Source organism: Leptotrichia sp. HSP-342 (genome assembly GCF_041199995.1).
In the GTDB taxonomy this organism is placed as follows: Bacteria; Fusobacteriota; Fusobacteriia; order Fusobacteriales; family Leptotrichiaceae; genus Leptotrichia; species Leptotrichia mesophila.
Map to the genome: position 1 here is coordinate 29,547 of NZ_CP165646.1, position 16,573 is coordinate 46,119.

The window sequence follows — 16,573 nt, forward strand, 5'->3', positions numbered from 1 at the left end:
AATTTTAAAATAAAAACTAATTTCTGTTTATGAATACCTTTTGAATTTATTCCACAACAGTTAAAAACTCCAATTTTCTTACTTTCATTACAACAAGATTATCAACTGTATCCTCCTCTTTATTTTTCCCTTTCGGACTTACTGTATCAATAGTTTTTATAACTTTCTTCATCTCAAATTTTTCATTTAATTCTGCCTGCTCTTTCTGTGCATTTTCCAAAAAGTACAGTTCAAAATGATTTCTTATTTCAAAAATTCTCTGAATTTTGTATTTTTCAGCAAATAATTTTAATTTAATGCTTAAAATAAATTTTTTCATCTGTTCTGGAATTTTCCCAAATCTATCTCTAATTTCATCAAGCAAATCAGTTAATTCGCTATCTGTTTCCAGCATTGCAAAACGTTTATAGATATTTAGCCTTTCATCTTTTTCAATATATGTTTCAGGAATGAATCCTCTTTCATCCAGAATAATTTCCACATTTTCAATTTTTTCAACAAACTCGCCCTTTTGCCTACGAATTTCCTCATTTAGCATTTTTATATATAAATCATATCCAAAAGTTTCAATCGTTCCGTGCTGCTTGTCTCCCAAAATTTCCCCAGCGCCACGTATTTTCAAGTCTTCCATCGAAATTTGAAAACCTCCTGATTTTATCCCTTCCACTTTTAGCATGCTTTCTTCCTTTTGCCGCCCCTGCTTTGTAATATTTCTCGTTTTTAATAAATAACAGTATCCTTGCCTGTTGCTACGCCCTACACGCCCCTTCAGCTGATACACCTGCGATAAGCCTAAACCAGTAAAGTTTTCAATCAAAATAGTGTTGGCATTTCCCACATCAATTCCATTTTCAATAATTGTTGAAGCAATCAGAATGTCAAATTGCCCATTTTCAAAACGCAACAACTTATCCTTAATTTCCTTTGGCGGAAGCTGTCCATTTATAAATTCGATTTTTACAAAGTCTGGAAGCATTTCCTTCAGTTCCTTCAATTTTTCCTTCATATTTTTTACATCATTATAAATATAGAAAACTTGCCCATCACGTGACAGTTCACGCAGTATCGCCATTTTTATTGTTTCCTCATCCCAATCCAGAATTTCTGTTATAATAGGAAGTCTGTTCGTTGGCGGAGTGTCAATTATGGAAATTTCACGGATTCCAAGCATCGCAAGGTTTAGAGTACGTGGAATCGGAGTCGCAGTTAATGTCAGCACATCCAGCTTTTCCCTTTGGGATTTCAGCTTCTCTTTAGCCTTTACGCCAAATTTCTGCTCTTCATCAATAATTAAAAGTCCTAAGTTCTTAAACTGCACATCATCGCTCAAAAGCCTGTGAGTTCCAATAACCAAGTCAATGATTCCACTTTTCAGATTTTTTAAAATGTCCTTGGATTTACTTTTCGTAAGCCGTGATAAATTCTCAATCGTAATCGGATAATTTTCAAATCTTCTTTTAAATCGTTCAAAATGCTGTTCTGCAAGCACCGTAGTCGGAGCCACCATAACAACTTGCTTTCCATTGTCAATCGCTTTAAATGCGGCTCTCATCGCAACTTCCGTTTTCCCGTATCCAACATCTCCACAGACAATCCTGTCCATTATTTGTGGACTTTCCATATCCTTTTTCACGTCATTTATTGCATTTTTCTGATCCTCGGTTTCCTCAAATGGAAAATTCGCTTCAAATTCCTCCTGCCACACAGTATCCTTCTGATAGACAAAACCGTTCTGGCTTTGCCGTCTTGCCTGTATTTTGATAAGTTCCGCCGCAAATTTCTGAATATCCTCTTCAATTTTCTTCCTTTTCCGCTTGAATCCACGTGTCCCCAGCCTGAATAACTGTGGCTCTGTATCATTTGACACATATTTTTCCAATCTATCAAGTTTTTCTACAGGAATATACAAAATATCCTCATCGGCATATTTAATTTTCAAATAATCCCGCTCATCCATTGTCTGAATTCCTTTATAAATTCCAACACCATATTGAACATGGATTACGTAATCGCCTTCGATTATCTGATTGACTTTTTTATATTTTATAGCCTTTGCTGTTTTTTTCTTTCGCTCGTAAATATATCCGTCAAGCTCCCTGTCTGTCAGCACAATAAAATTATTTTTCCTATTTTTAGTATCTAGATTTTCTGAATTGTCATTAAAGATAAATCCTTCAAACAGCTCATATTTTTCAATTTCCAGATTGTTTTCCTTTTCAGTCAGAATTTGTCCAAATTCAGCCATTTTCTTCTCATAGTTATTCGTAAAAATATAAATATCTTCAATTTTTGACAATTTTTCAAGCCTATTTTTATCCCTGAAAGTCTCAATCTGCTCCTGCGAAAAATTTTTAGTCTGCACAAAAATGCTTTTTTTCTTCAGATTTTCATACCTTTTTCGATAAGTTTCCTCACGGCTTCTGTCAAGCAAAATAAACTCTTCCATTTTATAGTCCAACAATTCCTCATTTTCAATAACAATCGTTACATCTTCCGCCTTTAATTCATCAATAAGCTCAATCAATTCATAATTATTTCCAGAAAGCAAATTTCCAAAAACTTTTATTTCTTCCATCTTTTCCACAGAAATCTGGCTATCAATATCAAAAACCCTTATACTTTCCAGCTCATCTCCAAAAAACTCCAGTCTAACAGGATTTTCCAAATCTGGCGGAAAAATATCAAGAATATCCCCACGTCTGCTGTACTGCCCCTTTTTCTCAATCAAATATGAATTTTCATACCCATTTTCTACAAGAAATTCCACAATTTTCGTAAAACTATATTCTTTTCCAATCTCAAAGGAAAAAAACTTAACTTTTTCAAAAAAAATATCCAAAGTAATCTGTAAATTTACAAATAAAATAAATTTTTCCTGATTTTTTAAAATATCCAGCAGTCTTATATTTATTCCTGTTATATCTTCCTTATTTTGTGAAATATTTTCAAAAATATCAATTATTTTTTTATCTTCTAGCTTATTTATATTCTCTTTACTATTTTTTTTGCCAGTTTTAGATTTTTTCATTAAAATATCTTTTTGTTTTTCTGACATTTCATAGTAATTTTCCAGCATTGCATGATAATTTTCCAAATTTCTATTGGATGTGGAAATATAAATTATCTTTTTCTTTTTCGAACATAATAAAAACCACGGAATTGCACCGCGGTAAAAATTATTTTCTGATTGTAAAATATCTATTTTTTTATCTTTTAATTTTTCTATTTTATCTAAAAAACTTAAGTTAAAGTTCATAAAAAGCCTTCCCTTTTTTATCTGTTGTTATATAATCGCCATATTCCGTATACAACATAAATATAAACAATATATGGAATAAATCCATAAGTATGCAGGTAAGATGTTGCAAATACAATTAAAACTACAATAATTGCAAAACCAATCCCTTGTATTATTTCAGCAAAAGAAACAGATTCAACACCAAATACATTTGGCTTAAATATTGTATTTATAGGTTTTGTGAAAGGATTTAAAATTAATACGGAATAAATAATTGCTTCAGTATGAATTCCTAAAAACCAGAATATTATTGTAGAAAGTCCAGCTAAAAATCCAAAAAATACTTTTCCAAGTCCATGTCTAGGGGTAGTAAAGCTATCTGTTAATACAAAAATTCCCATAAAAATAATTTCTCCAAGAGTAGTTACTACATTAATATTATAAGCTGCTGTAATATAGTATCCAAAGAAGATTGTAACAAAGAATGATACAGGAATATGCCATGTTATCTTTGTTCTAAAGATTAGATATATTGCTCCTATAACCATGGCAACTATTGAAAGTTCACCAATAATCCCTCTATCTACTAGAATAAATGAAGCTAATCCTGTCATGTTCTGTCCTGAAATTTTTAACACATCTGAATTAGTCCACGCTTGTGAATTTGGGGCTAAAATAGCTGGGAAAAACGTCAATACGAATAATTTTCCTAATATTACTGGATTAAAAATCTTTTTATCTGTCCCTCTATATACAGCTTTTCCAAATAATGTCGCTGTCCCTCCTGCAAATGCTGCTACATAAAGTGGAGTAAATGGAGCAAGAACAAGCCCTGTCAAAGCTCCTATTGTAATTCCCGAAAGATCCTTTAATGTTCCTTTATTTTTCTGTATTATTAATGAAAATATTATGTCTACCGCTTCTGAAGCTCCTACTGCTGATAAAATTACTAGAAGTGGTGTTGTTTCATAAATAAAGAATGCAACAAACAACATAGGAAGCAGAGACACTAAAATATCTATATTTGTCTTTGTTATATTTTCCTGTAATTCCTTTTTCTTTCTAAACATATTAAAATTTCACTACCTTTCTTTTATAATTTAATTTTATTTTTGCTTAACCCCAGTAAAAAGTTGTTAGACAAACTTCTGATATAATTGTCTATTCTGACGAGCTTGAATCTCCACCACCAGACGATGAACCTCCGGAATTATTTCCTCCTCCGCTACTTCCGCTTCCAGATCCGCTACTGCTTCCTCCGGTTGATTTCGGAGCAGAATCTTGTGATTTAACTTTTGATGGTTTTTCCTGTGGCGCTACTTCCGCAGAAGAATTATTGTTTTTTAGACGGCTATGTTTAGGTACTTTATACAAGCCATTATTATTTTTTCTATTTTTTTTGTTACCTCTTTTTCCATTAAGTCCGTTTTCATTTGGTACACCTGGCATTTGATTTTGTGCATTTGGATCAGTTACTACAGGCTGTTGTGGTGCTGCTTGTTGTTGCGGCATATTTGGTGCAGGCTGCTGAGGCTGTGCAGGATTTACTACTGCGGTAGGTTGCTGTTGCGTAGGCTGCTGTTTTGAATCATTCTTCTTGGCATCAGTTTTATCATCTTTTTTAACTTCTTTTATTTTGTCACCAACTTTTTTGGTTTCATCTCCCAGTTGTTTAATTATATTTTTGGGATTTTTTGAATCTTGACTTCCAAATGCCACTAATACAACTGACAATAGGAATAAAATGACACTTTTGACTTGCTTCATATTTCTTTCTCCTAACTTTTTATTTATTTAAATAAGATATAATTTATATAAATGAATCACAATAATTTTTTGTTAATTTTTATTAGAAATATCAAAGTTTTTATTATATAACGCTTTGTAAATTCCATTTTTGCTTATTAATTCATTATGATTTCCTACCTCTTTTATTTCTCCTTTTTGTATTACCACTATTTTATTACTATTTTCGATTGTTGTCAACCTATGAGCGATAATAAATGTAGTTTTTCCTTTCATAAGTTTTTCAAGTGCGTCCTGAACTAGCTTTTCAGATTCATTATCAAGAGCTGAAGTCGCTTCATCCAAAATTAATATTTGAGGGTTTTCTAAGATTGCACGTGCAATTGCAATTCTTTGTTTCTGTCCACCTGACAATTTTACTCCACGTTCTCCAATTTCTGTATCATATCCATCAGGCAGATTTTCAATAAATTCATGTGCATTAGCTTGAATAGCAGCTTTTATAATTTCTTCTTTGGTGGCGTCCTGGCGGCCATATCTTATATTACTAAGAATTGTTCCTGCGAATAGGAACGTCTCCTGTGGCACAATTCCTATCGCTTTTCTAAGGCTTTTAATATCATAATTTCTGATGTCAATTCTATCAATCTTTATTGAACCATCCGATACATCAAAAAATCTTGGTATTAAATTTACAAGTGTGGATTTTCCACCACCTGAATTTCCGACAAAAGCTACAGTTTCTCCTTTTTTTACATTTAAATTGATATTTTTTAATATTTTTTCAGGATTATCTTTATAATGAAAATCTACATTTTCAAAGTTTATATTATCTGCAAAATATTTAAATTTCACACAGTCTGGTCGATTCACAATACTTGGAATTTCTTCCAGAATTTCAGAAACTCTTGTAATTGAGGATAAATTTACATTTATTGCATTAAATCTTGTTATGGCGCGTCTTGCAGGTGTGTACATTGATGAGATAGCACCTATTATTGTAATAAAGTCTCCAGGCGTAAAACTTTTTGCCCTCAAAACACGATATCCACTAAACATTAATAGAAGTGCTATTATTATGTAATTTAAAGCTTCCATAATGGAGTTAGCTTTTGCATTGTATCTAGCAGATCTTACAGCAATTTTTTTTAAATTATTATTTTTTTTCTTAAAATTATTTATTTCATACTCTTCTGTAGCAAATGCCCGTATAATCCTAATTCCTGACAATGTTTCCTGTAATTTGGAATTTAGTCCATCTAATGCTTCTTGACGCTGTTTTCCTGAACGTTTTAGTCTTTTTGCATATCTTCTTACTGTAATTACAAGGATTGGAGTAACAATCATAACTCCTAAAGTCAAATCAAAATCTATGTAAAATGCTATTCCTAAAAAAAATATCACTTTTATTATTTCAGAAATCATATCAAAAATTTCTAATATAATAGAATTTATGTTACTAGGATCTGTCATTACACGTGTCATTATATCTCCTATTTTTTTGCTTGAAAAATATTCCATATCTAAAGTCTGTATTTTATTATAAATATCAGTAACTATATCCTTATAGATAGAAGATGAGATTACAGTTGAAAAAATTGTATTCCAATACATAAGAACTGCACCAATTACTGCAAGCATTATCATTGCTCCTGCCGCATACAAAATATCCTTTTCGCTTTTTCCCGCAATACCCCTATCAAATAACCTTTTTACCAAAGCTATTGGAGCCGAAGAAACAAGAGATGATATTGTTGCAAGTAAAAGATTTAGTATGATTAATATATAATATTTTTTTATATATTTTTTTAATTTTTGAATTACTCCAAAATCTAGTTCTATTTTTTTCATATATTTACCTTTCGTATAATTATTGTTTTAACACCTCTCCACAGTTATTTTTTTATGAAAATTTTTTGTAATTTTCTATAATATGGACTACTTCCATCAGTCAGCTCATTTTTAAATTCATCAAAACTTTTAAAATCGTCTCCACTTACACGATAAATCCAGTTTTTATTAAGTTTCAATGAATTTACACCTTTTCTTGTAGTAATAAATACATCAACTCCCAATTTTCTTATATCCTCCCGGTTCCCTTTGTATCGGTGACCCCAAGGATATGCAAGGCAATCTGGAGTTTTTCCAAGATTTTCTTCAATAATTTTTTTATTTTCAAGAATTTCAAATTCCACAATTTTTCTAAACTCTTCTTCACTAACTTTATCAAAAAATTCTTTTTGCTTTTCTTTAAATAATTTATTTAAAAATTCTTTTTTTTCTTTTTCAGATTTATTATTTTTTTGAAACTCTGTTATATTTCTATATTTTTCTACAAAGTCTTTCTTTAGTCTATATCCAGGAATTGAAATTTTACTTCTTAATTTAAATACTGGAAGTCCATTTAATTTTTCCATATCTTTTTTTTCATCATAATTTCCTTCAAAAAATAAATTATAGCTTTCTCTTTTAAAATATGGCGAACTTTCATTATCATAAAAAGCAAGCACTTCAATATCCTTTACTGTTAACTGATGAGAATGTGTGTGAAGCTGAAAGTCAATCAGTCCGCTTTTATACATTTCTCTTATTTCATCCCAATTTAAATAAGCTTCATCTTTTTCAATAAATTTTGTATTTAAAAAAATCGTAGCTTTCATATTATATTTTTTCAAAATTGGAAAAGCTAAAGTGTAATTATTTTTATAACCATCATCAAACGTTATTAATATTGAATTTTGTGGCAATATATAATTTAATCCCTTTAGTTCCTCCATTTTAAAAGTTTTTTTATCTTTTATCCATTTTATATGTTCTTCAAATTCATCTACAAAAATTCCACCTTTTCCTCTTTCACTGTCAACACTATGATACATAAGACATAAAACAAAATTTTTTCTAGTTTTGTTATAAATGACAAATATAAAAAATAGTAGAATTATTATTAAAAATAAATATATCATTTTTCCATCCTTTATTTACAAATAGTAAAATTATTCTAAATACTGAAAAATAATTACTTTAGTAAATATTTTTTATTTTAATAGATATTAATTTTATACTTCAACATAAATTAAAGGTTTTTATATTTATTCTTTTTAATTTTATATTATTTTAAAAACAAATTCAAAAATTATAAATATTTAAGCCAAACCTAAGATTGTTTGATATACAAGTTTGATATTAAATGTAAAATGGAATTATTATAACCATTTATACCTATATTTTATACGAAATATAAAAAAATAACAACTAAAAAATAAGAAAAATATTTATTAAAATATAATTATAATTTTCCTTTCAACTTTAAGATTTTTGCTCTGATTTTTTTTATAAATCTATCAATTTTAAAGCTTAATACAGTATTTTTACGATTTTTACTAAAATGAACGTGTCTTTTATTTCCAATATGTGTTACATATGGTTCCTTAAAAAATACTGTTTTAAACCCATGTTCTTTATAAAAATTAGATAAAACTTCCTCATATCTCTGATTTTCCAATTTTTCGTGAAGCCCAAATAAGTCCATATCTTTTTTTCTTCTTAAGGCTGGATTATAAGTAAATATTTCACCTTTTACACTATAATATTTTTCGCCATTTTTTGAAATATAGTCTTTATCATAAAAAAAATCTTTTACAAAGTCTTTTTTATCACGTAATCCAACAACTAGAATTTTTTCATCTTCCTCCATCAGTTCCATTGATTTTTCAATAAAACCTTTTTTCAAAAATTTCCAGTCATCTTCACAGTGAAAAATATACTTAGTATCAACCTCACGGTAAGCCTTATCAATTGACTTTAATTGCCCCAGCCGTGTTTCATTAACTATAAGCTTGAAATTATTATTTTTATCGTTATATTTTGAAATTAATCTCTCCAATTTTTTCCCTTCAGTACTGTCTTCTGTAATTATTATCTTTTTAATTGGATAAGTATTGTATTCAAAAAAGCTGTCAAGCGTTTCTTCCAGCAGATCGAATCTTCCGCAGCTAGTTATTACCAGCGTTACTTCTTTCATATCTATCAAGCCCTTTCTTAGCTTTTGTTTTTTTATTTTCTATTGCCTTTGCCAAATATTCATCATTTTTTTTCAACCTGCTTCTATCATTTTCATTATGATATAAATGGCAAGTCAAAGCCTCAAACTTGAGTTTTTTCTTTTTACATCCAATATTAAACAGCCTTACGGCAAGTTCACTATCCTCTCTTCCCCAACCTTCTATTTCTTCCTCAAAACCATTTACTCTAATTAAATCATCTTTAAAGAAGGACATGTTGCAAGATCTTACTCCACGTAAATTTCTATCTACTTTTGTAAAAATTTTTGAAAGAAGTTTGCTTCTTACCATATTCATATTGTTTTTAAGCCCTTTTGTAAAAAGATTTATTTTTTTGCCTTCCATTATTTCCTTTGCCATAGCTGGTGAAGTTATAACTCGTGAACCTTGAATAAAACAACCTCTTTCCATATTTTTTATATGATCTTCAACAAAATGCCTATTTAATATCAAATCACCATCAATTATTATTATATAATTACCTGTTGCCTTGCTTATCGCCCTATTTCTAGACATTCCAGCCCGAAATCCCTTATCTTCCTGCCACGAATGGATAATATTGCTTTGAGGATAACTTTGCTGAAATCTTTTTACTAAATCTATTGTTTCCTGCTTTGAGCCATCATCAGCAATTATAATTTCCTTTGGTGTAACAGTTTGATCTAATGCACTATTTAAGCAAGCTTCCAAAGCTTTTGGCCAATTGTATGTAGTAATAACAAGGGAAGTATCGTTTCCTAAATTATTATAATATTCTTCACGTAATTTTGTATATTTTGTCATCGTATAGATGGAGCTATATTTAGCAAGCAAATACCCTTCATAGCCATCTAGAAACCCCAACTGCAAAATATACATCTTTATAAACCTGAACAGCATTTTGGAATATATTTTTATAAAACTTGGGTTTTTACCTTTTTTTATATATTCTTTAGCACTTTGGGAAGTATATCTATTTAATTTTTCAAGAAATTCCTCTATACTATCGTAAGTATAATGGATTATCATTTTTTTTATTTTTTTTATTTGACTGTCAGTCTGGTACTGCTCATGAACTTCACGGCTATTTATTTTTACTTTTCCATTTTTCCATAATCTGATTACATAGTCATCCCATCCGCCAAATTTTATTTCTTTTTTGAAAGCTATATTTCGCAGTTTAATTTTGTAAACATCACCTGATGGATTTTCACTGTTTATAATTGATTTTATTTTTACTTTCAGCTGTGGCGATATTACTTCGTCAGCATCTATCAATAAAATCCATTCACCCTTGCATTTTTTTAAAACAGAATTTTTTTGCGGTCCATATCCTTTCCATTTTTCTACAAAAACTTTTGCTCCCTTCGCAAGTGCAATTTCCACAGTTCTGTCGTTACTTCCGCTGTCTACAACTATTACTTCATCAGCTATTTCTCTTACTGAATCCAAAGTTTTCCCAATTCTGTTTTCCTCATTAAAAGTTATTATTCCTACGGATAATTTCATCAGCATTCTCCTATTTCATATTTTTTAATTCCTAAACAGCAGGCAGAGCATTCTTTTGACACAATTCATCAAACATTTTTTCAAAGTTTACATCATTAATACGATTTTCAGGATAATCAATTAATATATTGCCTTCTTCCCTTATACGCCATTTATTTTTATTAATCTTTGGACCATAAAAAGCCATTATTTTCTTATTCAATCCTTCGGCAATATGTAAAATCGAAGTATCAAGCGATACTACTAAATCACTGCTATTAATTATTGATATAGAATCCAGGATTGTTTTAGATTTTTCAAAAAATAAAACATTTTTATTATCCGTTTTTTTTAGGATATTATGTATTGTTTCCCTGTCATTTGGTGAATCTAGAATTATAATTGTGTAATCCTTGTACATTTCTCCCAATCTTTTTATTATAATAAGTGCATTTTCCTCGTTTATCTTTCTTCCTCTTGATGCTCCAAAAAAGTTTAATGCTATTATTTTATCTTTCACATTATTTTCTTCAAGAAATTTGGCTACATTTTTTTCAGATTCTTCGGAAACAGGAATATCATATTTTGTGTCTTTTATTTCAATATTTACACTTTCTACCATTTGCTTATAAATTTGAATCATTTTTAAAGTGTTATTCTGCTTTATGTTTTTATTGTAAATATGGTATCCATCCTTGTTGTATCCAACGTTTACGGTTGCATTTACCCTGTTTAGAAGGTAAACTTGCTTGTATTTTAGCCCTTCAGTTGAATCAAAAAGGACATCATAGTTATTTTTCCCAAGTGTTTTTGCAATACTTCTCCACTCCTGCATCTTTTTCCTGTCAAGAATGTAATATTTATTAATGTTTTTGTTTAGTTTTAACAAATTTTCGAGGGATTTATCTGCAACAACATCAATTTTTATGTTGGGATAATTTTTTCTTATTTCCCTAAAGATGAAGGAGCTTATTATGTAATCTCCAATTTTTCCATCTGTTCTTAGAAATAAAATACGCTTTATATTTGAAGGTATAAGATTAATATTCTTTTTCTTTTTATCAAATATGTGACTTAGCATCTTATTTTTTTTGTCCACCAATTTATCCCTATATGGTCTATAAAATTTCCAGTTTATTTTATTCATTCCTTTTATTCCTTATACAGATATATTTATTTACGTTAGTTTGAGGATAACGTATAATTCCTTTGTAGTTTTGTATTATATCCAAGCTTTATTCATATTTATTAAGAAATATTAAAGTTTGAATAGATGTTTAAATAAATTTATTTAGTTTCAGATATTTTTTCAATTTGAGTATTTAACCATTGTATTGGTTTTGATAGTGAAAAATTATAGGTCTGATTATGGTTCCCAGCAGTTCTTGAAATTGTTTGGAGACTATCGGCAGTTGTTTTAGGAGACCACCTGCATAAATTATATTTATTATTTGCATAAAAGCTAAGTAACGGCTTGTTTAATGAAGTTGCTATATGAATGCCTCCTCCATCAACTCCTACAACTATATCAGATGTAGCCATAAACAAAACATATTTTCTAATATCAAATTGTGGCGATAAGGAAATATCAAGTTTCTTGTTTACTAGAGGCTTTAGCTTTTTAAAGTATTCATCACTTCCGTTTGTATTGCCCATAATAATCTTTACCTTTTTCATTTTCTCTTCAGAAATGTTATTGAGAAGCTGTGAAACTTCGCCAGGATTCATCTCTCTATCGCTTCCCTGTGGAACTAATAGAATTTTTACTTTTTTATATGAATTTTCTAAACTGGAATTCCAAAATTCTTCCATTTTGTCAATGTCCTGCTGTAAAAGTTCAATATGTGGCTTTTGCTTTTCTATCTTAAAATATTTTGAAAATTCTGAATCAATTAAATAATCTATAATATGAGTTTCCATTGGAGGAGTACAATCAAAGTCATAGTTTTTTAGAATTTCTTTATTGTAGTGATGTCCTTCATAATTTTCTCCAAAAATTATTGTAATTTTCGGATTCAATATTTTTTTCCAAATCATTCTTTTTGTATTTTCCTTGCTTAGAAAGTCCAGTAATACATCCCATTTTTTAGAATTTCTAAGTACATCTTTACGGTTTACGATAACATCAATTATATGTTCGTTCTCATTACTTAATTTGGCAAATTCTATATTTCTGTCTGTTACGACCATTCCAAGCTTAATATCAGGATATATTTTTCTTAATTGTCTGGCATAGGAAAAAGACATTAAAGTATCTCCAATTGAATCTTTTGGATTAAGAAGAATGGTTCTTATGTTTTTTAAATTGATATCCTTATGCTTTTTTTTAGTGCCAAACAGCCATATTATTATCTTGGATTTTATACTGTTTATTATACTCATGTGAACCCTTTCTTTACATTAAATTATAAATAGTTATTAATATTTTTTAGAGTTTTTATATTTTCTATTAATTTTTTGAGTTTTTCTCTATTATTTTTCATTGAAAAATCATCAGCTCTAACTAATGATATTTTTCTATAATTATTATATTTTTCATCATCACTCATCAATTCGCAAACTTTTTCTACGAATACATCTTTATCGTTTAAAGGAATCAGTTTCCCATATTCACTATTTTTTCCTAATATATCTTTTGGTCCAGTAGGGCAGTCATATGCCACAACAGGTGTTCCAAAAGCAAGGCTTTCCAGCAATACAGTTGGCAAACCTTCATATTTTGCAGTATGCACAAATAATTTAGCATTTTTAAAGAATGGATATGGATTTTCAATTTGCCCAAGCAGAATTACATCATTTTCCAGCTTATATTCTTTAATTTTTTGTTTAATCAGCTCCACTTTTTCACCATTTCCAATGAAATAAAGCTTCTCTTTTATTCCACGCTGTTTTAATTTATAGTAAATATCGACAAGATGTTCAGGCTGCTTCTGTTCTGTCAAACGTGAAACTTGCAGGAAATAGTCCTGCTTTAAATAATTTTCATACTTTTTATCAATATTTTCAGCTTTTTTACGAACAGCTTCTAAATCTATTGGATTGTAGACAAGTTCCACTTTGTTTTTATCCATTCCTAAAATTTCCACAAATTCATCTCTCATTGTATCACAGATTGCCAGTATCTTATCATATTTTTTATATTGTTTTTTATATTTTTCTATTTTATCTGCACTTAGTTTTTCTCCAAAAGTAAGTGAGAAATGAATCCAGGCAAATACAGGCACTTTTATATCAAAATTATTATATTTCAATAAATTTGAAGAATAATCTATAATAACATCATATTTATTTTCTTTTATTATTTTTTCAACCTTTTTCAAATAAGTTGTCTTTGCCCTTATCCGATAAATTTCTTTAATAAGTTTATTTTTGCCATTATAGTTATCAAATAAGAATTTATAATTTACCTTTTCAGGAATTTCATTTTCAAATAAGTTATTTTCTCCATGATTCCAAGTTATAAGTAAATCAACATCGTAATTCAGTTCCACCAGATTTTTTAAAACACTAAGTAAAACTCTTTCTTCGCCACCCATACTAAGATGTCCGTGCAATACCAATACTTTCATTTTTTCCCCATTCTTAATTACTATAAAATATTCTTTTTTTATATCAATCTACAATACTCTAAAAACTTAAAATTTATGTTATTATGAATTTTTTAGAAGAAATATTGTAAAAAATATTATTTTAATCACTTTATACAGCTATTTTAGTCTATTTCATACATTTTTTTAAAATGTTCCAGAAAACTTCCTGCTGTATCCCGTTTTCCAGCGTCAATTTTATATGTAAGTTTGTGAATATTGATTCTTTTAGTTATTTCATCCAGCTTTTGCTGTGAAAATTTATCAAACCAGACTCTTATCATTTCGTGTGTCAATGTATCTGAGACAACTTTACATTTTTTATCTTTGTAATAATTTTCGATTAACTCAGTATACAACACTTGAAAGAAAAAGTAGTTTGGAGCTAAATCGTTATATTTCCAAAAGATTAGCAGCATATCTAGCAAAACTTTCAATACTTCATTGTTTTTCTTTGCAAAAATTACGCTATTTAATACTCTGACTTTCATTTCTTCATTCCACGAAAAATAAAAATCATCGTATTCTTCCCAGTCTTTTTTCTCTTCTAAACTAAGGCTGTCATCTCTTTGGAACATAAAATAGTCCATTTCAAAATATTCCTGTGGCAAATAGTCTGTAAGCAAAATTGTCGCATCAATCCACACTCCACCATAGTTAATTAGTAAAGCGAGTCTTATTATATCTGTAAAATGTGCAAAATTTATTTTTTTGGCTTCAAGCTTTTGTAAAATATATTCTGGTATTTCAAGATAATCGTTTATATTATTCATATCCAAGTGTATTACTGTGTAGTCTTTTTTATATTTTTGTACAGATTTATAGCTTATTTTCACTACATCAGGCAATTTTTCAAAATCCCATCCTTGCCCCCAGAACTGCCATATAATTTTTTCATTCTCAAATGATTTTTTTTGCTTAATTTGCTCTGTTTTGATACCTTTTGTAAAATATTCATTTAAAAGCTCATTCCAGTCTTCTCCAACCATTTTTTGAGTTATAAAGTAAACTCTGTTTTGGATTTTATTAAATAATTTTTTTGGCATCATTTCCTTGTATATATATTTATATGGTTTTTGCCTTAATTTTTTGTTAAGCCTATCAAGTTTTGAAATATTAAATTTATAATTATTCATTTTTGTCTTGTCTCTTTTCTAGTTTTATTTTTTCTTTCCATAAATAATTCAGTAAAAACAACAATATTACTGAAGTTATAATCATATATTTATTATTTAGGTTTATATCAGTAATCCCTTGTATTGCCCATGCCGCAAGAGCCGCTTTTGTACCAATTTCAAGAGCAACTAGCCTGCTATCAATATTTTCCTTATTTTTAGAAAAGTTCATAGAGGCTGCCTTCATGAAAGTACTTACAAAAAATATCACAAAGAACAGAATTCCCACAATTCCAAAATCCAGCAGGAACTGAAGATAAGTACTGTGTGTATGCACATAATAAATCGGCCACTCGCTTAGCTTATCAAGAAAATTTTGATGGACATAATTGCTAACACCAGTTTTTTTGTAATATTCAAGATTAAATTCTTTCCTATCTTCCCATTGCCAGCCCAGTATAGGTTTTTGTCTAAAGGCCTCAAGTCCTGTTTTCCAAAAGATGACTCTCAGGTTGCTGGAAGGATCTTTTTCATAATTTACAATATACTGTAGTCTATCTGTAATTGAGTTTGGAAGAACGAAGTATCCGCCTAAACAGATAAGGATTGCAGCTAGAACATATTTTTTCTTTTTTTTGAATATAATGTAGAAAACTGTTGGTAATAGACAGATATATACCATTTTCGATCTGTTTACAATAACCAGGAAAAATGTTAATGTTGTCATTATAAATAAAAAGATTTTTATTATTTTATTCTTTTTATTATTTTCATTTTTATAGAAAAATAAAAAAGACATCAGAAATAGCAAAATTATACACATTATATTTGCAAAATCCTGGACAGTCAAAATAGCAGTAATTCTTGGATAATACATGCCTACTGGATTTGCCCATTCTTTATAGTCTTTTATAAAATTGAAAGTAGCAAGAATCATAACTATTACGGCACTAAAAAGCGTAGCTTTTAGAAGAATCATAACTTTTTTCATATCCTTTACAAAAAAGATAAATGGAAAGAAAATAAGATAACGAAGAATATAGTTATCTAGACGAGTATCTATTCCGCCATCAAAATATGCTATTATAAATGGAACAAAAATAAAAAGCAGCAATTCTATTGAAAATTCAATATCCAGAGATTTAAATAGCGTTTTCCTATTTTCTCTTGAAATCATGGCAATTATAAATATTAATGACAAGACACGTATTGCAACATTGTTTTCAAATTTTTCTGATAAAAATAAGGCCATTCCCACTAATATACAAAAAATAAATCCTATCCTATTTATAATTAAATTAATTTTTTTATTCATAATATTAAGTTCTCTTTCTTTTTTTATTTTTAAAATGATAACTT

General features: G+C 28.9%; 12 protein-coding genes. All 12 read right to left on the reverse strand.

Annotated features, from left to right (window positions below; all coding sequences use genetic code 11):
• Positions 1 to 46: 46 nt before the first annotated feature.
• The 12 genes from mfd to AB8B23_RS00200 all read right to left on the reverse strand — a co-directional run bounded on the left by mfd (position 47) and on the right by AB8B23_RS00200 (position 16,529).
• Positions 47 to 3,256 carry a transcription-repair coupling factor gene (mfd, locus tag AB8B23_RS00145; protein ID WP_369712941.1) on the reverse strand — a complete coding sequence of 1,070 codons (3,210 nt, stop codon included), beginning with the start codon at positions 3,254 to 3,256 and terminating at the stop codon, positions 47 to 49.
• 17 nt (positions 3,257 to 3,273) lie between these two features.
• Positions 3,274 to 4,308, reverse strand: coding sequence for an RnfABCDGE type electron transport complex subunit D (locus AB8B23_RS00150; protein ID WP_369712942.1), 1,035 nt, complete (start codon positions 4,306 to 4,308; stop codon positions 3,274 to 3,276).
• A 91-nt stretch (positions 4,309 to 4,399) separates the two neighbouring features.
• The gene (locus tag AB8B23_RS00155) at positions 4,400 to 5,005 is read right to left on the reverse strand and encodes a hypothetical protein (protein ID WP_021743369.1); all 606 of its coding nucleotides are present in this window, start codon (positions 5,003 to 5,005) and stop codon (positions 4,400 to 4,402) included.
• A 72-nt stretch (positions 5,006 to 5,077) separates the two neighbouring features.
• Positions 5,078 to 6,835, reverse strand: a complete 1,758-nt coding sequence (locus AB8B23_RS00160; protein ID WP_369712943.1) for an ABC transporter ATP-binding protein — start codon at positions 6,833 to 6,835, stop codon at positions 5,078 to 5,080.
• A gap of 44 nt (positions 6,836 to 6,879) precedes the next feature.
• Complete coding sequence (locus tag AB8B23_RS00165; protein WP_369712944.1) at positions 6,880 to 7,947, reverse strand: polysaccharide deacetylase family protein; 1,068 nt, start codon at positions 7,945 to 7,947, stop codon at positions 6,880 to 6,882.
• A 323-nt stretch (positions 7,948 to 8,270) separates the two neighbouring features.
• Positions 8,271 to 9,005, reverse strand: a complete 735-nt coding sequence (locus tag AB8B23_RS00170; protein ID WP_369713944.1) for a glycosyltransferase — start codon at positions 9,003 to 9,005, stop codon at positions 8,271 to 8,273.
• On the reverse strand, positions 8,977 to 10,533 hold the full coding sequence (locus tag AB8B23_RS00175) for a glycosyltransferase family 2 protein (RefSeq protein ID WP_369712945.1): 1,557 nt from the start codon (positions 10,531 to 10,533) through the stop codon (positions 8,977 to 8,979). Before AB8B23_RS00175 ends, AB8B23_RS00170 begins: the two co-directional genes overlap by 29 nt.
• A gap of 31 nt (positions 10,534 to 10,564) precedes the next feature.
• Positions 10,565 to 11,659, reverse strand: coding sequence for a glycosyltransferase family 9 protein (locus tag AB8B23_RS00180; protein ID WP_369712946.1), 1,095 nt, complete (start codon positions 11,657 to 11,659; stop codon positions 10,565 to 10,567).
• A gap of 140 nt (positions 11,660 to 11,799) precedes the next feature.
• Complete coding sequence (locus AB8B23_RS00185; RefSeq protein ID WP_369712947.1) at positions 11,800 to 12,894, reverse strand: glycosyltransferase family 9 protein; 1,095 nt, start codon at positions 12,892 to 12,894, stop codon at positions 11,800 to 11,802.
• A 23-nt stretch (positions 12,895 to 12,917) separates the two neighbouring features.
• The gene (locus AB8B23_RS00190) at positions 12,918 to 14,081 is read right to left on the reverse strand and encodes a glycosyltransferase (protein ID WP_369712948.1); all 1,164 of its coding nucleotides are present in this window, start codon (positions 14,079 to 14,081) and stop codon (positions 12,918 to 12,920) included.
• Positions 14,082 to 14,224: 143 nt separating this feature from the next.
• Positions 14,225 to 15,235 (reverse strand): capsular polysaccharide synthesis protein, encoded by a 1,011-nt coding sequence (locus tag AB8B23_RS00195; RefSeq protein ID WP_369712949.1) that lies wholly within the window; start codon positions 15,233 to 15,235, stop codon positions 14,225 to 14,227.
• Complete coding sequence (locus AB8B23_RS00200) at positions 15,228 to 16,529, reverse strand: O-antigen ligase family protein (RefSeq protein ID WP_369712950.1); 1,302 nt, start codon at positions 16,527 to 16,529, stop codon at positions 15,228 to 15,230. Before AB8B23_RS00200 ends, AB8B23_RS00195 begins: the two co-directional genes overlap by 8 nt.
• Between the last annotated feature and the right edge of the window lie 44 nt (positions 16,530 to 16,573).